The sequence below is a fragment of the Streptomyces sp. NPDC031670 genome, assembly GCF_055580545.1.
Map to the genome: position 1 here is coordinate 811,394 of NZ_JBVILC010000001.1, position 21,588 is coordinate 832,981.

At 74.2% G+C, this 21,588-nt stretch carries 19 protein-coding genes and 1 pseudogene; 10 read left to right on the top strand and 10 right to left on the bottom strand.

The genetic code is table 11. From position 1 onward, the window contains the following. Positions 1-37: 37 nt before the first annotated feature. From ACZ5ID_RS03685 to ACZ5ID_RS03715, 7 genes are all read left to right on the top strand, one after another. The gene (locus tag ACZ5ID_RS03685) at positions 38-1,201 is read left to right on the top strand and encodes a hypothetical protein (RefSeq protein WP_468893021.1); all 1,164 of its coding nucleotides are present in this window, start codon (positions 38-40) and stop codon (positions 1,199-1,201) included. Next, positions 1,192-2,040 (top strand): DUF6182 family protein, encoded by an 849-nt coding sequence (locus tag ACZ5ID_RS03690; protein WP_468893023.1) that lies wholly within the window; start codon positions 1,192-1,194, stop codon positions 2,038-2,040. Before ACZ5ID_RS03685 ends, ACZ5ID_RS03690 begins: the two co-directional genes overlap by 10 nt. Continuing rightward, entirely contained in the window at positions 2,033-2,686 is a 654-nt protein-coding gene (locus ACZ5ID_RS03695; RefSeq protein WP_468893024.1) for a LysR substrate-binding domain-containing protein, read from the top strand. Before ACZ5ID_RS03690 ends, ACZ5ID_RS03695 begins: the two co-directional genes overlap by 8 nt. Then, positions 2,683-3,477: an alpha/beta fold hydrolase gene (locus tag ACZ5ID_RS03700; RefSeq protein WP_468893026.1), complete on the top strand. Its 795-nt coding sequence runs from the start codon at positions 2,683-2,685 to the stop codon at positions 3,475-3,477. Before ACZ5ID_RS03695 ends, ACZ5ID_RS03700 begins: the two co-directional genes overlap by 4 nt. Continuing rightward, positions 3,477-4,373, top strand: coding sequence for a class I SAM-dependent methyltransferase (locus ACZ5ID_RS03705; RefSeq protein WP_468893027.1), 897 nt, complete (start codon positions 3,477-3,479; stop codon positions 4,371-4,373). The genes ACZ5ID_RS03700 and ACZ5ID_RS03705 overlap by 1 nt, the downstream gene beginning before the upstream one ends. 28 nt (positions 4,374-4,401) lie before the next feature. Further along, complete coding sequence (locus ACZ5ID_RS03710; protein ID WP_468893028.1) at positions 4,402-4,809, top strand: CoA-binding protein; 408 nt, start codon at positions 4,402-4,404, stop codon at positions 4,807-4,809. 141 nt (positions 4,810-4,950) lie between these two features. Further along, positions 4,951-5,814, top strand: a complete 864-nt coding sequence (locus ACZ5ID_RS03715) for an alpha/beta fold hydrolase (protein ID WP_468893030.1) — start codon at positions 4,951-4,953, stop codon at positions 5,812-5,814. A gap of 161 nt (positions 5,815-5,975) precedes the next feature. Here the strand turns inward: ACZ5ID_RS03715 and fxsT are convergent. The 7 genes and pseudogenes from fxsT to ACZ5ID_RS03750 form a co-directional block, all read right to left on the bottom strand. Continuing rightward, positions 5,976-9,938: pseudogene (fxsT, locus tag ACZ5ID_RS03720) on the bottom strand (FxSxx-COOH system tetratricopeptide repeat protein). Next, entirely contained in the window at positions 9,922-11,286 is a 1,365-nt protein-coding gene (locus tag ACZ5ID_RS03725; RefSeq protein ID WP_468893032.1) for a TIR-like protein FxsC, read from the bottom strand. The pseudogene fxsT and the gene ACZ5ID_RS03725 overlap by 17 nt, the downstream one beginning before the upstream one ends. 94 nt (positions 11,287-11,380) lie before the next feature. Next, entirely contained in the window at positions 11,381-13,846 is a 2,466-nt protein-coding gene (locus tag ACZ5ID_RS03730) for an FxsB family cyclophane-forming radical SAM/SPASM peptide maturase (RefSeq protein WP_468893033.1), read from the bottom strand. A 15-nt stretch (positions 13,847-13,861) separates the two neighbouring features. Beyond that, positions 13,862-14,050, bottom strand: a complete 189-nt coding sequence (locus ACZ5ID_RS03735; RefSeq protein WP_406553385.1) for a hypothetical protein — start codon at positions 14,048-14,050, stop codon at positions 13,862-13,864. A gap of 201 nt (positions 14,051-14,251) precedes the next feature. Continuing rightward, positions 14,252-14,824, bottom strand: coding sequence for a helix-turn-helix domain-containing protein (locus ACZ5ID_RS03740; protein WP_468893035.1), 573 nt, complete (start codon positions 14,822-14,824; stop codon positions 14,252-14,254). Positions 14,825-15,022: 198 nt separating this feature from the next. Then, positions 15,023-15,766: an acyltransferase gene (locus ACZ5ID_RS03745; protein ID WP_468893037.1), complete on the bottom strand. Its 744-nt coding sequence runs from the start codon at positions 15,764-15,766 to the stop codon at positions 15,023-15,025. Positions 15,767-15,844: 78 nt separating this feature from the next. Then, complete coding sequence (locus ACZ5ID_RS03750; protein ID WP_468893038.1) at positions 15,845-16,375, bottom strand: gamma carbonic anhydrase family protein; 531 nt, start codon at positions 16,373-16,375, stop codon at positions 15,845-15,847. Positions 16,376-16,469: 94 nt separating this feature from the next. Between ACZ5ID_RS03750 and ACZ5ID_RS03755 the strand changes: the two genes are divergently transcribed. Next, a complete protein-coding gene (locus tag ACZ5ID_RS03755) occupies positions 16,470-16,916 on the top strand; it encodes an SRPBCC family protein (RefSeq protein ID WP_468893039.1) in 447 nt (148 codons plus the stop codon). A 26-nt stretch (positions 16,917-16,942) separates the two neighbouring features. On the opposite strand, the gene ACZ5ID_RS03760 is transcribed toward ACZ5ID_RS03755, so the two are convergent. After that, positions 16,943-17,599, bottom strand: a complete 657-nt coding sequence (locus ACZ5ID_RS03760; protein WP_406553380.1) for a DedA family protein — start codon at positions 17,597-17,599, stop codon at positions 16,943-16,945. 157 nt (positions 17,600-17,756) lie between these two features. Then, a complete protein-coding gene (locus ACZ5ID_RS03765) occupies positions 17,757-18,194 on the bottom strand; it encodes a DUF4442 domain-containing protein (RefSeq protein WP_468893178.1) in 438 nt (145 codons plus the stop codon). Positions 18,195-18,304: 110 nt separating this feature from the next. On the opposite strand from ACZ5ID_RS03765, the gene ACZ5ID_RS03770 reads away from it, so the two are divergent. Both ACZ5ID_RS03770 and ACZ5ID_RS03775 read left to right on the top strand, forming a co-directional pair. Then, positions 18,305-19,363, top strand: a complete 1,059-nt coding sequence (locus ACZ5ID_RS03770) for a DUF8017 domain-containing protein (RefSeq protein WP_468893041.1) — start codon at positions 18,305-18,307, stop codon at positions 19,361-19,363. 93 nt (positions 19,364-19,456) lie between these two features. Continuing rightward, complete coding sequence (locus ACZ5ID_RS03775; RefSeq protein WP_468893042.1) at positions 19,457-20,776, top strand: MFS transporter; 1,320 nt, start codon at positions 19,457-19,459, stop codon at positions 20,774-20,776. On the opposite strand, the gene ACZ5ID_RS03780 is transcribed toward ACZ5ID_RS03775, so the two are convergent. Continuing rightward, positions 20,738-21,583 (bottom strand): spermidine synthase, encoded by an 846-nt coding sequence (locus ACZ5ID_RS03780; RefSeq protein ID WP_468893044.1) that lies wholly within the window; start codon positions 21,581-21,583, stop codon positions 20,738-20,740. The genes ACZ5ID_RS03775 and ACZ5ID_RS03780 overlap by 39 nt on opposite strands. Positions 21,584-21,588: the final 5 nt, after the last annotated feature.

Genomic DNA, 21,588 nt, shown 5'->3' on the forward strand with positions numbered 1-21,588 from the left:
GCCGACGCGCCGCCCCCGGGCCGGACGGAGGGCGCCCGTGACCGCCCCCGCCCTCCTCTCCTCCCCCGGGGCCGGGGCCGGGGCGGCGCGCCCCCGGGTCCTGCTCGCCCCCGTCACGATCACCCCCTCCAAGCCGCTCATGCCCTCCCACCTCAAGGGCCTGTTCTGGACGGACGTGATGTACCGGGCGACCGCGTGCCTGGCGGAGGTCGACTACCGCTTCAGCCACACCACGTATCACCTGACCGAACAGACCCTGGCCTTCTGGGAGTTCCTCGACCGGACCCAGGGCGACACCGGTTACGCGGAGCTGACCGAGGACGACATCGGCTCGCTGTACGTACGCCACCGGGCGGCGAAGGACCCGGTTCCGGCCGCCGCGCTGCGCCCGTACGCCGACGCCGTCGAGCACCACGGCTGGGTGCACCCGGCCGCCACCCGCGTCCTCGAACTGTGGCGGGGCCACTACGCCGGCCTGGGCCTGTACGACCCCGGCCTCCTCGACCACCAGCCGCCTGGTCTCGGTCTGGAGGAGGCTCTGGAGCAGCTGCGCGCGCGTGGACTGTGCCTGGACCACCGGGGGCTCGGCGGCCCGGTCTACCTCGACCTGACGCGGCACGGTCTGCCGCTGCGGCAGATCGTCACCGCCGACGGGCGGCCCAACTACCTCGCCTGCGCCCTGCGGGAGCTCCTGCCGCTCGCGCCGCACTACGACGAGGTGGTGTTCCTCTACGACCGTGAGCTCGACCCGGACTACCAGCTCCTCGCGCGCGTGCTCGGCCCACTGGGGCCGGTCGTGCACCGGGTCACCGTGGGGCGCGTGCCGGTCGACGGCCGGATTCGTTCGGCCCGGTCGGGCGGCTGGCGGGGCACGGACGCCACCGCGCTGCTGGACGCGGCCCGTGCCGACCACGACGAGGCGGCGATCCGGCTCGGTATGCGGCTCTACTTCATCGCCACGCTGGGGCCGGGCCAGGCCCAGTCGCACCGGCCCGATCTGCTGCGCCAGTGCCTCGGGCGCGCCGAGCGCCTCCTCGCGGGCGCGCCCGCCACCGCGGAGCCCGCTCTGCCCGCACGGCTGGGCGTCCACCGCCGCGACCACACCCATGTGGATCCCTACCGGCTCACCACCAGTCTGCTGGGCCGGCGCCGTGCCGCGCCCGCGCGCGATCTGCTGAGGGAGGTCTTCCTGTGCCCCTGACCGGGCGACGGCCGCGCCCGCCGGAGGCGCCCGTAGCGCTGACGCAGCGGCGGCTCCACGCCGAGGCGCTGCGGCGGCTGCGGGCGGCGCGGCCCGAACTGGTCCCCGCCGAGGGAGAGTCGGATACGGCCGCGCTGCTGGCGGCGCGCACCCGGCTCAGCGAGCGGCCGGACGCCGGCGCCGTCCAGGCGGTGGCGGTCGTGCGCCACTTCGACCCGGCGGCCTGGGTCCGTGAGGCGTCCGCCTTCGCTCTGGGGCTCGCGCCCGACGCGGCGGCGGCCTGGCGCCGATCATTCACCCGAACGGTGTATCTGGCCGGGAACCCCGCGAACCTGCTGGGCCGTTACTCCTTCGACCGCCTGGCCGAGGACGGGTCGGTCGGCTGGTGCGGCCCGGCACCCGCCGCGAGCAGTGCGGAGCTGCGCCGTCTGCTCAAGCTGTTCCTGTCCACGGCCGCGTTCCCGGTGGGCCCGCCGAGAACGGTCACGGTCCCGGCCCCGACCGCCACTCGGGGCGGCTCCGGGACACGGCGACAGCACCCGGCGCGGTCAGTCGCGCCGCCTTCCGGCCCACCGCCGAGGGCCGGGATCCACCGCGACCTCTATCTGGCCGCCTCGGGCGTTCGGGTGCCCGAGGCGCTCGTCCACCTCAACCACCTCGTGGCCGAGGCGGCCCTGGACGGCCTGATCTCGCCGGGCGACCGGCTGACCCTGCGCTCCGTCCCGAGCCTGACCGGCGCGACCGCTCCCTTCGCCGCGCTCCGCGTCGACATCGACCCCGCCCACCCCGACCGGCTCCGCGCCTTCGCCGCACTGACCGAGGAGACCCCCGATGACTGACTCCGCCCCGCTTGCCGCCGACCGCCTCCCGGGCACGCCCCCGGTCCGCCTGGGCATCCACGGCTCGCCCGACCTCGCCGCCGCGATCATCCGCGCGGCGGGCCGCGACCAGAACGAGGTCGAGCTCGTCGGGTACGAGGTGGCCGACCCGTTCCGTGGACTGCGGGCGAAGGAACTGGACGTCATGATCGTCAAGTACGGGCTGCGGGAGTCCGATCTGGCGGTGAGCCGGCCCGTGGCCCTCGATCCGCGCGCGGTGATCGTCGGCGCCCACCACCCGCTCGCCACGCACGCGTCGGTGTCGGTGGAGGAGCTGGCCGCCTACGAGGGCTTCCGCTGCCCGGGCGCCTTCCCCGAGTACGTGTGGGACGAGGTGGTGCCGCCCCGCACCCCCAAGGGCCGCAGGATCCGGCGGGCGTATGAGATGGGCACGGTGAAGGGCCTGATGGGGACGCTCTCCGGGACGGACGCGGTGCATCTGACGTTCCAGTCCCTGGAGGCGGTCGCGCCGGCCCGGATGAAGGTGGTCCCGATCTTCGACCTGCCGCCCGCGCCGGTCTCCCTCGCCTGGCTGCGCACCCCCGAACCGGCCGCGCACATCACGCGGTTCATCGAGGACGCCGAGAACGGGAGCACCGCGCGATGACGGCGGCGCCCGGCGGCGCGGTGCCCGTGGTGCTCCTGCACGCGCTCGCTCTCGACTCCTCCATGTGGGACGCGCAGCGAGCGGCCCTGGAGCGGCGCGGCCACCCCGTCATCGCGCCCGACCAGCGCGGTTTCGGCGGCACTCCGCTCGGTGCCGGTCCGCCGTCGCTGGACGCGGTCGCCGACGACCTGGCACGGGAGCTGGACAGGCGCGGGATCGGGCGCGCGGTGCTGGTCGGGGTGTCGATGGGCGGCTACGCGGCGATGGTGTTCCTGCGTCGGCATCCGGGGCGGGCCCAGGGGCTGGCCCTGCTCTCGACGCGGGCGCAGGCGGACGACGAGGCGGCACGTACGGCCCGGGCGGGATTCGCTGCCCTGATGGAGGACCCGGTGAGGGGCCCGGCGGCCGTCGAGTCCACCGTGCCCCGGCTGGTCGGCGCGACCACGCGGGCCGAGCGCCCGCAGGTGCTGGCGCGGGTCCGCGCCGTCGCGGCCCGGGCCGCCCCCGCGTCCCTGGCCTGGGCCCAGCGGGCGATCGCGGCGCGCGAGGACACGCTGGACGTTCTGCGGGGCGCCGACCTTCCGGCCGTGGTGATCATCGGGGAGGAGGACGAGCTGGTGACGGAGGCGGACGCGCGCACGATGGCCGACGCCCTGCCCCGGGGGCGCCTCGTCGTCGTCCCGCGCGCGGGCCATCTGCCGCCGATGGAGACACCCGAGGCGACCCAGGCCGAGCTGGACGCGCTGCTCGAAGAGTGCGCAGCACTCACCGCGGAAGGGGGAGGGCGCTGATGCCGGGCGAGGACCACCGTGCCTGGGGGTTCACGACCTCCACCGGGCTCGGTTTCACCCACCACACCATCGTCGACGCCCACTTCGAGGCGTGCCGGGACGCCTACCTCACTCTCCTGGGCCGGGCGGGCATCCGGCCCGGTGCGCACGTCCTGGACGCGGGCTGCGGAGGCGGGGACTTCCTGCCGTGGCTGGCGGACCTGGTGGGGCCACGGGGACGGGTCTCGGCCGTGGACCTGGCCGAGGAGAACGCCGGGCTGGCCCGGGAACGGCTGGGGCGGTGGGCTCCCGCCTGCCCGGTGGAGGTGCGCCGCGCCGACCTGCTGGAGCTGCCCTTCGCGGACGCCACCTTCGACGCCGTCTGGTGCGCCAACACCGCGCAGTATCTGAGCGACACCGAACTGGCCCTCGCTCTGCGGGAGCTGCGCCGGGTGGTGCGGCCCGGCGGCACGATAGCGGTGAAGGACCTGGACGCCCATCTGATCACCGCCCGGCCGGCCGACCCGTATCTCTTCGCGGACTTCTTCCGCGCGGCCGGACGCACTCCGGGATACGCGGCCCAGCTCCTGCGCAGCCGTGATCTCTACCGTCATCTGAAGGCTGCGGGCCTGACCGATGTGCGGCAACAGACGGTCCTGATCGAGCACTTCGCCCCGCTCTCCCCGCAGGCCCGGGCGTTCTACGCCCCGACCTGCGCCCGCCTCGCCGAGCAGGCGGCGGCGCTCGGGCTGAGCGAGGAGTGGGGCCGGTTCGCGGACCCGGACGCGGCGGACCACCCGCTGGACGCGCCCGACGGATACATCAGCGAGGGCAATGTGCTGGCCGTCGCCACCGTGCCCGGCGGATGGGAATTCCGGGAGCCCGCCACTCGTTCTGCGGGAGAGAAGCACATCTGACGGGCCCCTGGTCCGCGGGAGGCATGACGTGAGCAGCGAGCAGGAGACCATCCGCAGGATCCTGACCGAGACCGGGGACACCTGGGCGGTCGTGGGTCTGTCGTCCAACGAACGCCGCGCGGCGTACGGAGTGGCGGCGGTGCTCCAGCGGTACGGGAAGCGGATCGTGCCCGTCCATCCGAAGGCCGAGACGGTCCACGGCGAGCAGGGGTATCCGTCGCTGGACGCGATCCCCTTCGACGTCGACGTCGTGGACGTGTTCGTGAACAGCGAGCAGGCCGGGGAGATAGCCGACCAGGCGGTGGCCGCCGGGGCCAGGGCGGTCTGGTTCCAGCTCGGGGTGATCGACGAGGCGGCGTACGAGCGGACGCGGGCCGCAGGGCTCGACATGGTCATGGACCGCTGCCCGGCGATCGAGCTGCCCCGGCTCGGCTGAGCCCCTCGGGGCCGCGGGGCCGCGCCCGCGTCCCACCACCCTCCGCATCCCACCGCATCCCACCGTCCCTGTACCGGCCGTCCCGGCGCGCTCATACTGACGCCATCCCCAGCCCCCGAACCGACCCACGGGAGGCGCGCCTTGCCGACGTTCATCCGCACCCCGGACGGCCGGAACCTGGCCGTGGAGAGCCGGGGCGACCCGCGGGGCAGGCCGGTGTTCCTGCTGCACGGCACTCCCGGCAGCAGACACGGCCCGGCTCCCCGCAGCACCGTGCTGTACCGGATGGGCGTCCGTCTCATCACCTTCGACCGGCCGGGGTACGGCGACTCGGACCGGCGCTCCGGGCGGCGGGTCGGGCACGCGGCGCAGGACGTGGCGGCGATCGCCGACGCCCTCGGGCTGGGCGAGTTCGCCGTGGTGGGGCGCTCGGGCGGCGCTCCGCACGCGCTGTCGTGTGCCGCGCTGCTCGGCGGGCGCACGGCCAGGACGGTGGCGCTGGTACCGCTCGCGCCACGGGACGCGGAAGGGCTCGACTGGTTCGACGGGATGACCGAGGACAACGTCCGGGCGTACACGATCGCGGCGGGTGGTCCCCGGGCGGTGACCGCCGCCTTCGAGGGGCGGGCGGCGACGATACGGGCGGATCCGAGGGCGACGGTCACCGCGATGCACGCCATGGTGCCGGGGCCGGACCGGGAAGTGCTGGCCGACGCCGCGATCCGGGCGCTGCTGGTGCGCAACTTCGCGGAGGGGCTGCGCTGTTCGGCCGACGGGTGGGTGGACGACATCCTGGCGCTGAGCTCGCCCTGGGAGTTCCGGCCGGAGGACATCCGTACGCCGGTGCTGCTGTGGCACGGCGCGCAGGACGTCTTCGCGCCCGCGCGGCACACCCGCTGGCTGGCCGAGCGGATACCGGGCGCCCGGCTGGAAGTGCCGTCGGACCAGGCGCACTTCGGCGCGCTCTCGGTGTTCACCTGGGCGCTGCGGTGGGCGGTGGCCTGAGGGGCGCGCTCCCGTGCGGCCGTCGCGCGGCGGGGTGAGCGGCGTTGATCCGGCCGGGGGCCGCGACGCGGCTGCGGGCCGACTCAGCCCCGGCCCCGGGCGCGCGGCTCTCCGCGGTCCCTCCCGTGCGGCCCGGCACCCCGGCGCACTCCCCGCCCGCGTCAGACCGGCTGGATCTCGATGTCCCGGTCCAGCCGTCGCCATGAGCGGGCCGCCTCCGCGATCGGGTGGTCCACGCCGAGCCGTTCCGCGGCCGGTTCGATCACCGCCGCGCGCATTCCGGCCGCGTCGTCCCCCCGGCCCGCCGCCCGCAGGGAGACCGCCAGATTCGACCGGCAGACCAGTACGTCCGGATGCCAGGCGCCGAGCTTGTCGAGCAGCCCCTCCAGCGCCACGTACTCCCACCGCTCGGCGAGGTCGGCCCGGCCCAGGTCCCCGTACACGTTCGCCAGGTTGACGGCCGCGCAGAGGGTGAACGGGTGCTGGGGGCCGAGCGCCCGCTCCAGGCGCCCGCGGACCTCCTCGGCGTCTTCGACCGCCTCCTCGGCGCCTCCGGTCGCCCGCAGATGGACGATCACGTTCGCCCGGCACGCCAGGCTGTAGGGGTGGGACTCCCCCAGCGTCCCCCGGTACCCGTGCAGCGTCCGCCGCGCCAGCTCCAGGGCGCGCCCGGGTTCGCCGGTGGCCGCCAGGTCGGCGGCGAGGCTGACCCCGCAGGCCAGGGTGTCGGGCGAGTCGGGACCGTACCGGTCGTGGAAGCGCTCGTACGCCTCGCTCGTCAGCCGCATCGCCTCGTGCGGATGTCCGGCCCTGCGCAGCGAGACGGCGAGGCTCTTGGCGGCGCGCAGCACCTCGGGGGCGTGCGGGTCCAGGACCCGGCGCAGCCCCTCCACGACCTCGCGCAGGACCTCGCCCGACACCGCGTACTCGCCGGTCTCGCGCAGGTCCCGGGCCAGGTTCGCCTTGGTGACCAGGGTGTAGGGGTGGTCGTCGCCGAGCAGCATGCCGCGCCGCTCCACGGTCCGCTCGTCGAGGCGCCGCGCGGCCTCGCTGTCCCCGGTCAGCCGGTAGTCGATGGCGAGGTTGTGCGCGGCGGTCAGGGTGCGCCGGTGGGTCTCCCCGAAGAGGCCCCGCATGCCCCGGTAGACCCACAGGTCGCGCTCCAGCGCCTCGGTGAACCTGCCGACCGCGCGCAGGTCGGCGGCGAGGCTGCCGGTGACGACCAGCACGCTGGGGTGGTCGTCGGCGGGGTGGAACAGGCGCTGCTGGCGGGCGAGGGTGTCCTCGTCCAGGGTCAGGGCTTCCTGGTAGCGGCCCTGGGCGCGGAGCGCGTTGGCCAGCTCGAAGCGGATGTTGAGGGTCTGGAGCGCGTCCTCACCGAGCCGGCGGGTCCAGATGCGGTCCAGTTCGGCTCCGAAGGCCCGGGCGCTCTCCAGTTCGCCGCGGCGCAGCAGATAGCGGATCCGGTCGATCATCAGCTCGCGGGCCTTGGGGTCGTCGCTCTCCGCGACGCCGGACGCGTTCAGATGCGGCCAGATCAGCTCGAAGGCGGGCCAGCTCTTGGGGTCGTTCACCGGGTCGTCGCGGTCGACGCCCTCGGCCGGCCGCGCCTGCGCCAGGATGCGGTGGACGACCTGCTTGGTCTCGGTCTGCTCCTCGGCGGTGAGCGCGTCGCGCACGGCCGCCTGGACGAGGCGGTGCACCTGGATGCTGCTGTCCGCCGGGTCCACCTTGGCCAGGGCGAACCGGTTGAGCGTCTGGATGACCCGGCCCAGCATGTACCGCTCGCGCAGATCGGCGTCGTACGGCAGCAGCGCGTCGAACATCGCGTCGCTGCCGATCAGCCGCATCGAGACGGGTTCGGCGGAGAAGAACGAGCAGATCTCCAGCAGACGCACCGCGGCCCGGGACTCCTCGCGCAGCCTGCTGATGGAGATGGCCCAGGTGGCGCCGAACCGCAGCCCGTACCCCGGGGCCGTGCCCAGCGAGAGGACCTAGGTGCTCTGCTCCGCGAGCTGGCGCAGATACTCGTCGACGGGCGTCGCCGTCTCGGCGAGCCAGGCCGCCGCCACCTCCACGGCCAGCGGCAGATCGCCGACCGCGTCGGCGACCCGGTCGGCGTCCTCGGGCGGCAGGCCCGCCACCCGCCAGGTCAGGTGCTCCACGCTCTCGAACCGGTCGAAGACCTCGACCTGGGTGCTCTCCACCCGTGGGGTGGCCGGTTTGTTGCGGCAGGTGGCGAGGAGATGCCCGTAGACCGAGCCGGGGAGCGGTCCGATGGCGTCGGGCAGGCGGCGCAGCGCCTGGTCCGGGTCCTCGACGTTGTCGAAGATCAGCAGCCAGCGCGGATAGCGCTCGCCGCGCCACAGCTCCTGGAGGGCCGCCATGGCCGCCTCGGCCACCACGTCCCCGGCCCGCAGGTCCATCTCGGCGGCGAGCTGCGCCAGCGACGCCACCACCAGGTCGGGGCGCTCCGCCTCGATCCACCAGACCAGGTCGTAGTCGGCGCGGAAGCGGTGCGCGTACTCCAGCGCGACCTGTGTCTTGCCCACGCCGCCGAGTCCGTACAGGACCTGGGGCAGGCGCTGGGCGGAGCGGCTGTCGCCGCGCAGTTGGTCGCGTACCCGGTCGAGCAGGTCGGTGCGGCCGGTGAACCAGGTGTTGCGCGGCCGTACGTTCCACACGCGGGGCGCGTTCCCGGGGAAGCGGGGCCGCTCGGGGGCGCACGGCAGCGTGCCGGCGGCCTCCGCCCGGCCGAGTGCGCCGAGCAGCGCCGCCGCCGCCTCGGCCTCGTCGACGCGCACCAGGTCCACCGCGCGCAGACCGCCCGGCGGCGGGGTGAGCCGTACGTCGCCGACGCGCACGGGCAGCACCTGGCGGCGGCCTCCGGCCCGGTCCTGGGCGGGGCCGCTGTCCCACAGGCCGCGTCCCGCGCGGGACTTGAGGTAGGGCGGGGAGGCGAGGTGCAGAACGCGGTGGGCCTCCCCCGCGGGTTCCTCCTGGGGCCGCCCGGGGTGGGGGGCGCGCACATCGACGGGGAAGGTGCGGAAGCCCGCCGCGCCGAGGACGGCGGTCAGCCACTCGACCCACATCCGGTCCTCGGAGACGTGGTTCAGGACGATGTTGGCGGGCGAGACGGGCCGGCGCCGGGTGAAGGCGTCGAGGTGGGCGATCCGCAGGGCCTCGTCGATCGGCGGCAGCCCGGTCACCTCGCCCTCGGTGAGCACCCCGGTGAGCCGCTCGCAGGCGGCCAGCAGCGAACTGCCCAGACCCGGCGTGTCGCCGAAGGTCGCCAGGACCTCCTCGTAGGCGTAGAAGGGCCGGTACGGGATCTCCACCGTGCCCCAGTAGCCGTCGGCGGCCTCGCCGCGCAGTCCGCTGGGGAAGCCCTCGAAGCACTCCCGGGCGAGCGCCCGCCCGGCGTCGGCCTTCTCCTTCTCGCCGTCGTCGATCCGGGTGGGGACGGGCAGGATGCGGATGCCCCGCTCGTGGTAGCGCTCCTCGATGTAGCGGGCGACGGCCGAGGCGCCGTCGATGCTCTGGTCGCTCAGGGTGAAGCAGACGACGAGCACCTGGGGCATCTGGACCGTGCAGATGTCGGCGATGTCGCTGAGCCCGGTGCGGCTGTCGATCAGGGTGAAGTCGTAGTGGCGGCGCATGTCGTCGCCCATGGCGTCGAAGAACTGGCCGCCGCCGGAGTGCTCGTAGAAGTGGTCCCAGTCCATCCGTCCCACGACCGAGGAGTAGTCGCGGTTGCGGCGGCCCGCCGAGAGGAAGTCCAGGCTGCCGCCGCTGGGGAAGGACCAGTCGAGGGTGACGGCGTGCGGGCGCACGCGCGCGTAGGCACGGTGCCAGTCGGGGGCGTGCTCGCCGGTCCGGCGGGCCTCCTCCTGGTACTCGGTGATCAGGTTGATCAGGCCCGGGGTGGCCTCCAGATCGCGCAGGTTGAGGAAGGGGTGGAAGAACCGGTGCAGGCCCGGTGCCTCCAGGTCCCAGTCGACGGCGAGCACCCGGTAGCCGTTGGCCGCCAGGATCCAGGCGCAGTTGGCGAGCGCCATCGTGCGTCCGGTGCCGCCCTTGTACGAGTAGAACGTGATGACGGTCCCGTCACGGTTCTCGGCCATCTGGAGGGCCCTCCCCCTGCTCGGCCTGGCTGTTCCCGGCGGCGCGCTGTTCCGGCTGGTCCCCGGTGCGGTCGCGGGCCGTCCGGCCGAGCCCGACCCCGCCCGGCAGGACATGGGGCAGCGGGCTGCCGGGCCCGGCCGGCCGGTCCGTGCGGGCGGCGCTCTCGTAGTGCCTGACCGCCGACCGGACCGCCCTGGGGAGCTCCTGGCTGAAGGCTTCCAGAGTAGGCAGTCCGCCGCCCTGCGTCAGGTGGCCCGGGCTCCGCCGCAGTCTCGCGCCGAGGACTTCGTCGGCCACATGGCGCAACTCGGCCTCGCGCGGCGGCGATTCGGGGTCCGCGCGGTTCCACGGGACCATCACGCTGAGCCAGGGCCGCGGCTCGGCGCAGAGCAGCCGCACCAGCTCCCGGTGGCGCGGGGACTGCAGCGCCCAGCGGTCCAGCAGCAGCAGCCCGGGGGCCTCGGGCGGCCCCGGGCGCAGCAGTCGGTCGGCGCGGTCCTCGAACTCGGCGAGATGGACGGAGTAGTTGAGGTTCACCACGAGGTCGGCGGTGTGACGGGCCAGCGGGCGGGCGGAGAGCGGATGGTAGGGGTTCCAGTCGCTGGGCCGGGGGCCGTAGCAGTCGGGGCCGCGTCCGTGCGGCAGGCCGTCGCGGGAGCAGGCGAGGACGGTCACCTCCAGGTCGCGGCCCGGGCCGGGGGCGGGACCGAAGGCGGAGGTGAGGGTCGCGTAGTCCTGGTACGGGTCGCCGTCGGGCACCAGGGTGCGCTCGGCGACGCTCACGATCCGCTTGGCGAGCCGGTAGACGGCGTGTTCGTAGTGGTCGCGCAGATAGGTGAGCTTGATCATCCCGTAGAAGCCCTCGTCGGCGTACTCGTCGCCGAAGTCAGCGTGGTCGAACCGCAGCCTGCGGGCGGCCTGCGGGAGTTGGTGGGGCAGGACGGGCAGCCAGAGGGCGGGGACGATGGCGGGGGGCGCGTGGTGCTCGCTGCGCGACTGGTGGAGGGCCTCGCGCCCGGCGAAGGCGAACCACTCCCGGCCGCACTGCTCGCTGAGGAAGTAGCGCGGCGAGTAGAGCGGGACGAAGACGCGGCAGTGCGCCAGCGCCTCGGTGATCTGCTCCTGCCAGTCCTCGCCCGGCCGCACATGCTGGTCCATGAACCCGGCGGGCACCCCGGCCGGGAGCGCGGTCAGCTGCATCACGTGCGCGGACAGGTCGCGGAAGAAACGCCGCACCCAGAGGTCGGGGTCCTTGTCCCGGGGATCGTTCTTCGGTGTGTGCGCGTAGCTCAGGAAGAAGTACGGCCTCGGCTCGTGCCCCCCGCCCCGCGCGGCTCCGTGCGGCACCGCTCCCTCCCGGTCCGAGTGGGTGGGTCCTCAGTGTAGAAAGCGAGCGATCCGCGGCGGAACCGCCTGTACGCGTCGATTCGGGGGCGGTCGGTCACCCGCGCGGCGCGTTGCGCGCCCGCCATGCGTCCCGGTGGCGCCGGGCGGAGTCGGCGGCGGCGGCGAGCGCCTCGGGTGCCACCCGCTCCTCCCGCCAGGCCGCGGCTCTCTCCCCCATCCCGGCGACGAAACGCTTGCCCGGGCCGGTGAGCGCGCCGCTGCGGGCCAGTGTGTCGATGGCCTCCGTCGTCTGCCGTCGCCACCGCGCGAACTCGCTCTCGGCCCGTCCGCGCGCCGCCGCGGTCTCGGCGGCCGTGCGCCGTGTCCGCCAGAAGTCGGTGACCGCCAGATGCGCGTACGCCCCCTGCAGCAGGGCGCCGAGCGGCCGGGGGTCCTCGCGCCAGGGCGCGTAGTAGTGGCCGGGGTCCTCGAGGTCGTACAGATCGCAGCTGTCGAGCACCGCGCCCAGTTTCACGTGCTGGAACTCGTGGACGATCAGCAGGGCGAGGAGGGCCGGGGCGGCGGGGCGGGCCGCGCCCACGGCCCCGAAGGCGTCCCGGCAGGTGGCGCTGGTGTCGCCACCCGCCCGGGGGCTCAGCGGGGTGATGGAGCGCAGTCCGGCGGCGATCCCCGGCGCGTACGCCGGCAGTTGGCGCTGGATGAGCGCCCAGGCGCCCGCGAGCGCGTCGGCCCAGGCGCGCGCGCCGGACGCGGGGAGCCGCTCCTCGGCCGGCCAGGGATAGCGGTCGCGCAGCGGGTCGGTGTCCTCCAGGGCGACGGTCCAGCCGCCCGCCTCGAAGAGCCGTACGGGCTGCCAGTGCGGGGTGCGGCCGTCCAGGCCCTCGCTCCAGCCCATCCGGATCCGCCGACCCCCGGCCCGTACGGTGAACCCGTAGGCCTGGGCGGTCAGTTCGGCCTCCTCGGCCCCGCCGGGCAGCAGGGCCCGACCGATGCCGGGCAGGCGCAGGGTGCCGTCGCGCAGGGGCACGACCACGGTGTCGGCGCGCCTGGCCCGCAGCGCCGCGGACGCCGCGAGCTCCGCCAGACCGCCCGCGAGCGCGCCGGGTTCCCGGCCGCCGAGGACACCGAGCGCCCATGGCCGGAAGTACGGGTGGGCGAGGGCGGCCTCCAGGGCGTGCGGTGCCGCGGTGTCCAGATCGAGCAGCAGCTCCCAGGCGGCGCTCGTCCGGCGGTCGTGGAGGTCGGCCCGGCCGCCCAGGGCGGCGAGCAGACCGCGGTTGAGGTCGAGCTGGGCGACGGCGAGACGGGAGACGGCCCCGGCGCCGCCGAAGCCGGCGGCCAGTTCGTCGAAGTCGGCCGGTTCCAGCGTCTGTTCGGGCTCGGGACGGCCGGTGCCGGCGGTGGCGGTGGGCTCGTCGGCCCGGGTGTGCGCCGGGGGCTCGGGGAGCGACTCGTGCGTTCGGATGTTCATGATCAACGCCATCAGGTCGGGGCAGAACACGGACGGGTTGTCGAAGCCGGTTCCGGTCCGGTAGCGGTGGGCGTAGAGGCCGCCGCCGCAGGACGCCACCACCGGACAGGCGGTGCACCGCGCGCAGAGCGCCTCGATCCCCTTCTGCCGGGCCAGCATCCCGGGGTGGGCGAGCACGTCGTCGAGGCTGTGCTCGAAGACGTTCATCCCGGTGGCCGGGGCGCCGTCGTAGGACGTCTTGAGGCTGTCGGCCTGTTCGAAGGTACCGTCGGTCTCGACGACGACCAGGTCGGCCGGGGCGAGCCCGAGGGACTCGGTGAGGCTGGCGCCGCCGCGCAGGGTGCGCCGGACGGACTCGAAGAGCCGTACGGGGACCGGGCGCCCCTGCCCGTCCCAGCGCCGGTGGACGGCGTCGAGCCAGTCCGCGTACGGCGTGGGCGCGTTGGCGGGGCGCGGTGGGGGGTGGTCCCAGGTGGCGTGCGGCAGCAGGAAGTCGACGCGCGGCGGGCGCAGGGCCACCAGCGCGTCGTACACCGCGACCGGGTCGTTCTCCAGGTCGATGGTGCACAGCAGCCCGGCGAACAGCTCCCGGTAGCGGGGGCGGTTCAGCAGGGCGACGGCCTCGACGACGCGGGCGTGGCTGCTGCGGCCGTCGGCGTAACGGCGGTGACGGTCGTTGGCCGCCCGGTCGCCGTCGAGCGAGACGCCGACGTGCACGCCGAGTTCCCGGAAGAGTTCGCAGAACTCCTCGTCGAGCAGCACCCCGTTGGTGTGGATGCGCAGGTCGAGGGCGCTGACACCGCGCAGGGCGCGTGCCAGTTCCTCGGCCGCCCGTCTGAGGAGGGCGGGCCCGGCGAGCAGCGGTTCGCCGCCGTGCAGCACCACGTGGACGGCGGGCAGCCGGTGGGTCCGGGCGTGGGCGGCGATCCGGGCCGCCGTGGCGGCCAGGATCTCGTGCGAGACGGCCCTGGGCCGGCCGCGCCAGCTGGTGTCGGCGTGTTCGTACACATAGCAGTGGTCACACGCCAGGTCGCACCGGCTGTGCATCTTCAGTACGACCTGCGACACCACCGGAGGTGACCGGTCCATGGCCGGGGCCTCCGGCTAGAGCGCCGACTGGAAGGCGGCTACCGGAACCGTCGAGGCGTTCTCGGCGGCGATCAGCCGCTGGATCGCCGCGGGGAGTTCCCCGCCGCGCGCCTGGGCGGCCTGTGTGTGCAGTGATGGCCTTTCACGGCCCTGACGGTCGGGCGCCGGACAAGGTCGTTCGGCGGCCGTGACGAGATGTCCCATGAAACCCCCACCGGCGGGCGTGCCTGGATGCGGGAGGGTGCTCACCCTCTCCGCACTTGTCTTCCCCGCATCAACCACTCTCGCACAGGACGGCGCCGATCGGTCCGACTCCCGCCCAGGGATGGCCGGTTCGCGCCACCCGGCCGGGCCGGTCGTTACGCGACCGGCGCCTCCTGGGCCCCCTGGGCACCGGCAGTGCGGTCAGCGCTCGAAGGGCACCGAGATCGCCATGGTCATCTCCACCGGCTCGGCGCCGTCGTTGCGGTAGGTGTGGCTCGTGCCCGCCTCGAAGGAGACCGAGTGGCCCGCCGGGACCGGGTGTTCGACGCCGTCCACGACGAGGGTGAGGGTGCCCCCGGTGACATGGATGAGTTCGAAGGTGCCCATGGGGTGCGGGTCGGAGGTGCTGCCCTCGCCGGGCATCAGGTGCCACCGCCACATCTCCAGCGGACCGGGGGCCTCGGCGCCCGCGAGCAGGGTGCTGGAGCTTCCCCGCTCGGTGGACCAGAGCCGGACGGCCTGGTCCGGCGGGACGATCCGCACGCTGGGGCCGCTCTCGTAGTCGAGCAGGGTCGTGATGCTCACCCCGAGCGCGTCGGCGATCTTCACCACGGTGCCGACGCTGGGGTTGGTCCGGGCCTGCTCGATCTGGATGAGCATGCCGCGGCTGACTCCGGCGCGGGTGGCCAGCGCCTCCAGGGTGAGGCCGCGCTCGGCGCGCCGGCGCTTGACGTTGCGGGCCAGGGACTGGGTCAGCAGATCGAGGTCCGACACATTCCGTCCACGGTGGGGGCCACCCGAGGCGGCCGACTAATATTTTGGATGACACGTTCAGTATAGTGAACCGCGTTCCGGTGCACCGAACCGTTCACCGCACTGTACTGCGAGGCACCTCGGCGTCTCGCAGACCAGCGCCGTGACCGTCCTCGGCGCGGTCGTCGTGGCCACCGACTGAGCCCGGCGCGAGGGCGGCTACGCCTCCTCGGCCGCCAACTCCGCGACCGCGAGCAGCTGTTGCGGGGTGACCCCCTCGGGGATCGGCACCGGGGCGGGCGTGCGCAGCGGCGGCTGCCAGCCGTTCTCGCGGTCCCACGTCCGGACGACCCGGGCGGGCGCCCCGGCCACCACCGCGTGGTCGGGCACCTCGCCCCGGACCACCGCGCCCGCCGCGACGACCACGTTGCGGCCGAGCCGGGCGCCCGGCAGCACCACCGCGCCGGTCCCCAGCCAGCAGCCCGGCCCGATCTCCACCGGCTCCATCCGGGGCCACTGCTTGCCGACGGGCTGGTGCGGGTCGTCGTAGCTGTGGTTGGTGGAGGTGATGTAGACGTACGGGCCGCAGTACGTGTTCGAGCCGATGGACACCGTCGTGTCCGCGATGACATGGCTGCCCCGGCCGAGCACCACGCCGTCCCCGAGGGTGAGGATCGGCTCGGCGCCCAGGTCGAGGCCCGGCATCATCCCGGCCGTCAGGGTGACCTGTTCGCCGATGATGCAGTGGTCGCCCAGCTCGATCCACGGCTCGCCGAAGACGGTGCCCTGCGGGAAGGCGAGCCGGGTGCCGGCGCCGATCCGGCGGAACCGCAGCCGCCCGGGGTGCTCGGCGGTGACCGCTCCGGCCTGCTGCACCCACTGCCAGCCGCGCTGGACCGCGCCCGCGGCCAGCCGGCGCCGCCAGGCGGTCAGCGAGGAGAACGTGTTTCTGTTCTTCGGCACCCGCACACGGTACTCACCGCCGACCGCCCTGGTCGGCGCCGGGACCTGTGATCTTCCGCTCAGGCCGGGCCGCGCCCGTCAGCCGGCGTGCGCCTCGCGGTGGTCGCGGGCCAGGCCCACGTACATCAGTGCGTTGACCTTGAGGCCCTCGCGCTCCTCCTCGGTCAGCTCGCGCCGGACCCGGGCCGGTACGCCCGCGACCAGCGAACCGGGCGGTACGACCATGCCCTGCGGCACCAGCGCCTGCGCGGCGACCAGCGAACCGGCGCCGATCACCGCCCCGTTGAGGACGGTCGCCCCCATACCGACGAGCACGTCGTCCTCGACCGTGCAGCCGTGCAGGACCGCGTTGTGCCCGACCGAGACGCGCTCGCCGACCGTGACCGGGAAGCCGGGGTCGACGTGGACCGTGCAGTTGTCCTGGATGTTGCTGTCGGCGCCGACCACGATGGGGCCGCAGTCGGCCCGCAGCACCGTGTGGTACCAGACGCTCGCCCCCGCGGCGAGGGTCACCTCGCCGAGCACCGCCGAGGTGGGCGCCGTGAACGCCGCCGGGTCGACCTGCGGCTTCTTTCCGCCCACTGCCACGACCAACGCCCGCTCCGCCATGCGCCACTCCTTCGTACGGATCTCATCGCACCCAGGGGCACGGTAGGCGACGGGTCGCCGGGACGTGCGCCCGGGTGGCCCGTAGGCTCCTGGGATGGCACTCTTCCGGATCGACCGGCGTACGGAGGCGGGCCCCGCGGAGGTGTGGCGGCGGCTCACCGACTGGCCGCGCCACTCGGGCAGCGTCCCGCTGACCCGGATCACCGTCACCACGCCCGGGCCGACCGGCGTCGGGACGGTGTTCGTGGCCCGCACGGGCCTGGGGCGCCTCGGGTTCGAGGACCCCATGGAGGTCGTGGTGTGGGAGCCGCCCGGGGCGGGACGGCCGGGCCGCTGCCGGCTGGAGAAGCGCGGGCGGGTGGTGACCGGCTGGGCCGAGATCGAGGTCCGCCCCGACCCCCGGGGAGCGGCGGCCGGGGCGCTGCTGGTGTGGCGCGAGGACCTGCGGGTGTGGCGGCTGCCGCACGCGCTCGACGCGCTGACCGCCCGGGCCGGGCGGCTGGTGTTCGGCCGCGCGCTGACGAGGATCCTCACGCCCTGACCGGGCGGCTCACCCGGGCGGGCGGTCTACTCCGCGGCGGACACGTTCTCGGCCGGGGCGGTGGCCGTGTCCAGCTCGGCCGAGGCCTTCTTCGCGCGGTTCTTGACGACCAGCATCGAGACCACGCCGAGCACGGCCGCGAGGCCCAGTCCCACGTAGGAGAAGTTCTTCAGCCAGGACTCGGCGACCACACCGATGTAGTAGATCGCGGCCGTGGTGCCGCCGGCCCAGCAGATGCCGCCGAGGACGTTGGCGATGAGGAACTTCCAGTACGGCATGTGCAGTACACCGGCGAGCGGGCCCGCGAAGATGCGGAGCAGCGCGATGAAGCGGCCGAAGAAGACCGCCCACATGCCCCACTTCTGGAAGGACTTCTCGGCCATGGCGACATGGCCGTCGCTGAAGTGCCGGGGGAACTTGGCGCCGAGCCAGGCGAGCAGCGGCCTGCCGCCCTTGCGGCCGATGGCGTAGCCGATCGAGTCACCGATGACCGCGCCCGCCACGGCGGCGGCGCCGAGGATCACCGGGTTGATGTGGCCCTGCTGGGACGCCAGCAGCGCGGAGCTGACGAGGACGATCTCGCCCGGCAGCGGAATGCCGAGGCTCTCCAAGCCGATGACCAGCCCCACCAGGAGGTAGACACTGACGGCGGGGATGTTCTCCAGCCACTCCTGGATGTGCAACGCCCGTTTCCTCCCGATCGCGGCGGGCCGACGCCCGGCGTGCGCCCCCCTTGGCGCACCCCGGGCAGCCTACCTGCTCACCGCGCGCCGACGGCGTGCCGGAACCGGCCCCGGCGGGCGGCACCCACACGTTCCCGGCGCGCGGGCGGGGCGTGGATCAGGCGTTGGGGCGCAGGGTCCAGACGACCGTCATCTCGCCGGTGACGGCGCCGTCCTCGCGGGTGATCTCGATGGCGACCGGGAACTCGGGGCGCTGCCCGGCGTCCAGCTCCGCGACGACGTCCGAGATCGGGCGGCCCAGGGTGGCGGTGGCGGTGACCACGCCCATGGCGAGCTTCTTGTAGCCGATCTCCGCCTTGACGGCGAGCGGCACGGCGCGGTTCATCTGGTCGCCGAAGGCGGCGATCACGATGGCGCCACTGGCGGACTCGGCGAGCGTGAACATCGCGCCGGCGTGCGGTCCGCCCACATGGTTGTGGTACTCGGCCTGGTCGGGCAGCCGGACCACGGCCCGCTCGGGGGTGGTCTCCAGGAACTCCAGCTTGAGGGTCCTGGCCATGGGAACGGTCGCGGCGAGCATCTCGCCCACGGACATCTGATCAGCGCTCATGGCACCGGATGTTACCCGTGAGTAGTAGACCTTGACCATCCCCTCACAGGGGCGGGCGTCGAAGCGGCCGTCCCGCCCCTCTATGGTTACTCGCCATGTGGCAAGGACAGCAGCCGCCCGGGGGCGAGCAGAATCCGCAGGACCCTAACCAGAACCCGTACCAGCAGCCGGGGTACCAGGCACCCAATCCGTACCAGCAGCCGACGCAGCCCGCGCAGCCCGCGGCCGGCGGCTACCAGCAGCCGGGATACGGCTATCCCCAGCAGCCCAACCCGTACCAGCAGCCGACCGTGCCGCAGTACCCGGTGGGCGCGCCGCCCGGACCGCCGATGCCGCCGCAGAACGGCGACGGCGGCAAGAAGAAGACGACCCTGATCGCCGTCGTCGCGGCGACCGCGGTCGTGGTCGCGGCGGTCGTCACCGGCGTCGTGGTGATGAAGGACGACGGCAAGAAGGACGACAAGGCCGACAGCAAGCCGTCGTCCAGCGCCTCGGCTCCCGCGCAGGCCTCCTCGCCCGCCGCCAATCCGCGCGGCGACTCCACGCAGGACATGAAGCCGACCATCGAGGGCTGGAAGGTCATCGTGAACCCCAAGTGGGGCACGGCCTTCGACGTCCCGTCGGACTGGGAGTTCAAGGGCTCGTCGTGGGCCGGCGGCTTCGAGGACCACGCCAACCCGACCGGGAAGCCGATCATCATGCAGTCGGCGCCCGCGTACTACAAGCCCAAGTGGTGCAGCGAGGACTCCAACCACGACGGCAACACCGAGGACACCGAACTCGCGGGCACCGGCACCAAGGGCGCGGACGGCGCCAAGAACACCGACGAGGTGGCCGAGAACCAGGTGCCGTGGTGGGTGTACGGCGCGTACACGCAGCCGGACAAGAACATCATCAAGACCACCAAGCCCGTTCCGTACACCACGAAGGCGGGCATCGTGGGCAGTGTCGCCCGCGCCTCGGCGACCGGGGTCAAGAAGACCAGCAAGTGCGACACCGACGGCCAGGCGATCACCTTCGGGTTCAAGAACGCCAAGGGCGACTTCGTGGCCTGGAGCCTGTACTCGGCCACCGGCGTCAGCGGCGCGGTCGACGAGGCGACCATCCAGAAGATCCTCAGCACGGTCCGCCTCGCCGGGGCGCCCACCGGCTGACGTCCGGTGCGGTACGCGGTGACACCCCCGGCACCGCGTACGGCACGGAGCGACGGTTTGGCACATCGAAGCGGCGACGGCGATAGTCCACAGGTGACATCTGCCGCCGCCGCTTCCCGTTTCCGCCGCCCCGCCTGGGCGGGCCGCAACTACAGTCTGCTGACCGCCGCCGCGATCGTGACCAACCTGGGCAGCCAGGGCGCGCTCATCGCCTCGGCGTTCGCGGTGCTCCAGTCGGGCGGCGACGGCGGCGACGTGGGTCTGGTGGCGGCGGCCCGTACCGTGCCGCTCGTCCTCTTCCTGCTCGTCGGCGGCGCGCTGGCGGACCGGATACCCCGGCACCGGGTGATGGTCGCCGCCAACACCCTCAACTTCCTCTCCCAGGGCGCCTTCGCGCTCCTCGTCCTGACCGGCAGGCCCGCGCTCTGGCAGATGCTGGCGCTCAGCGCGCTCGGCGGTGTGGGCCAGGCGTTCTTCGGCCCCGCCTCCGAGGGCATGCTGATGTCCAGCGTCAAGGGCGAGGAGGCCGGGCGGGCCTTCGCGCTCTACCGGATGGCCATGCAGGGCGCGGGCATCGGCGGCGCCGCACTCGGCGGGGCGCTGATCGCCGCCGTCGGACCCGGCTGGGTGCTCGCGGTAGACGCGGTCGCCTTCGCCGTGGCGGGCGCGCTGCGCGCCTTCATCGACGTGCGCCACCTCCCGCCGCGCGCGCCGGGCGGCGGCATGCTGGCCGATCTGCGCGACGGCTGGCGGGAGTTCACCGGCCGCCCCTGGCTGTGGGCGATCGTGGCGCAGTTCTCGGTGGTCAACGCCGTGGTGGTGGCCGCCGACGCGGTGTACGGGCCGCTGGTCGCCCGGGACCAGCTGGGCGGGCCCGGGCCGTGGGGCCTGGCGCTCGCCGCGTTCGGCGCGGGTACGGTCGGCGGCGCCCTGGTGATGACGCGCTGGAAGCCGCGCCGGCTGCTCTTCGCCGGCTCGCTCTGCGTCTTCCCCCTCGCGCTGCCCTCCGCCGCGCTCGCCGTGCCGGTGCCGATCGGGGTGCTGGTCGCGGTGATGTTCCTGACCGGGGTGTCGATCGAGGTGTTCGGCGTCTCCTGGATGACCGCGATGCACCAGGAGATACCGGAGGAGAAGCTGTCGCGGGTCTCGGCCTACGACTGGCTGGGCTCGCTCGCCGTGGTGCCGCTGGCCACCGCGCTCGCGGGCCCCGCCGAGAGCGCCTTCGGCCGGACTTCCGCCCTGTGGGGCTGCGCGGTGGTGATCGTCGTCCTGACCGCCGCGGTGCTCACGGTCCCGGAGGTACGCAACCTCACGCGCCGCACCACACGTGTGACGGACGGGACCGAGGGGCCGCAGGCGGCCGTCGCCGCCGTCTCAGCCGATGCCGAACGCCCCCTCGGGGGGCTCGGGTGAGGGCTTCGCCTCACTGTCCGGTACCGGCGCCGCGCCACCGGTGAACCGCCGCAGCGCCTCGCCGTGCTCGACCCGGGCCGGGAAGGCGTCCCCGGCGGTGAGCCGGGCGAGCGGGGCCAGCGGCAGCGGGGCGTGCGAGGCGAGCAGCACCACGTTGCCAAACCGCCGCCCGCGCAGCACCGAGGGCTCCGCGATCAGCGCGACCTGGTCGAACACCGCCCGGAAGGTGGCCAGTTGGGGGCGGAGGAAGTCGAACGGCCGGCCGTCGGCGAGGTTCGCCGCGTACAGCCCGCCGGGCCGCAGCACCCGCTCGGCGACGCGCGCGTACTCGACCGAGGTGAGGTGCGCGGGCACCCGGGAGCCGCCGAACACGTCGGCGAGGAGCAGATCGGCACAGTCCGCCGGGGCGGCCTCGGCCCAGGCGCGGGCGTCGGCGGCGTGCACCCGGATCCCGCTGCCGGCGGGCACCGGCAGGAACTCGGTGACCAGGGCGAGCAGTCCCCGGTCGGCCTCCACCACGTCCTGGCGGGAGCCGGGCCGGGTCGCCGCCAGATAACGGGGCAGGGTGAGCGCGCCGCCGCCGAGGTGGAGCACGTCGAGCGGGGCGCCCGGCTCCCCCGCGCAGTCGACGACATGGGCGAGCCGGCGCGCGTACTCGAACTCGATGTACGTCGGGTCGTCGAGGTCGACATAGGACTGCGGCGCCCCGTCGACGGTGAGCAGCCAGGCCCGCTCGCGGTCCACGTCGGGCATCAGCTTGGCGGTGCCCCAGTCCACTGTCCGGCTGACCGGTATCGGCTCGTTCACCGTCC

What these genes read in the sequence shown, in the direction of transcription:
- ACZ5ID_RS03695 (WP_468893024.1), top strand. Translation starts at nt 2,033, where the DNA reads ATGACTGACTCCGCCCCGCTTGCCGCCGACCGCCTCCCGGGCACGCCC.
- ACZ5ID_RS03700 (WP_468893026.1), top strand. Translation starts at nt 2,683, where the DNA reads ATGACGGCGGCGCCCGGCGGCGCGGTGCCCGTGGTGCTCCTGCACGCG.
- ACZ5ID_RS03705 (WP_468893027.1), top strand. Translation starts at nt 3,477, where the DNA reads ATGCCGGGCGAGGACCACCGTGCCTGGGGGTTCACGACCTCCACCGGG.
- ACZ5ID_RS03730 (WP_468893033.1), bottom strand. Translation starts at nt 13,846, where the DNA reads ATGGACCGGTCACCTCCGGTGGTGTCGCAGGTCGTACTGAAGATGCAC.
- ACZ5ID_RS03735 (WP_406553385.1), bottom strand. Translation starts at nt 14,050, where the DNA reads ATGGGACATCTCGTCACGGCCGCCGAACGACCTTGTCCGGCGCCCGAC.
- ACZ5ID_RS03750 (WP_468893038.1), bottom strand. Translation starts at nt 16,375, where the DNA reads ATGGCGGAGCGGGCGTTGGTCGTGGCAGTGGGCGGAAAGAAGCCGCAG.
- ACZ5ID_RS03755 (WP_468893039.1), top strand. Translation starts at nt 16,470, where the DNA reads ATGGCACTCTTCCGGATCGACCGGCGTACGGAGGCGGGCCCCGCGGAG.
- ACZ5ID_RS03765 (WP_468893178.1), bottom strand. Translation starts at nt 18,194, where the DNA reads ATGTCCGTGGGCGAGATGCTCGCCGCGACCGTTCCCATGGCCAGGACC.
- ACZ5ID_RS03770 (WP_468893041.1), top strand. Translation starts at nt 18,305, where the DNA reads ATGTGGCAAGGACAGCAGCCGCCCGGGGGCGAGCAGAATCCGCAGGAC.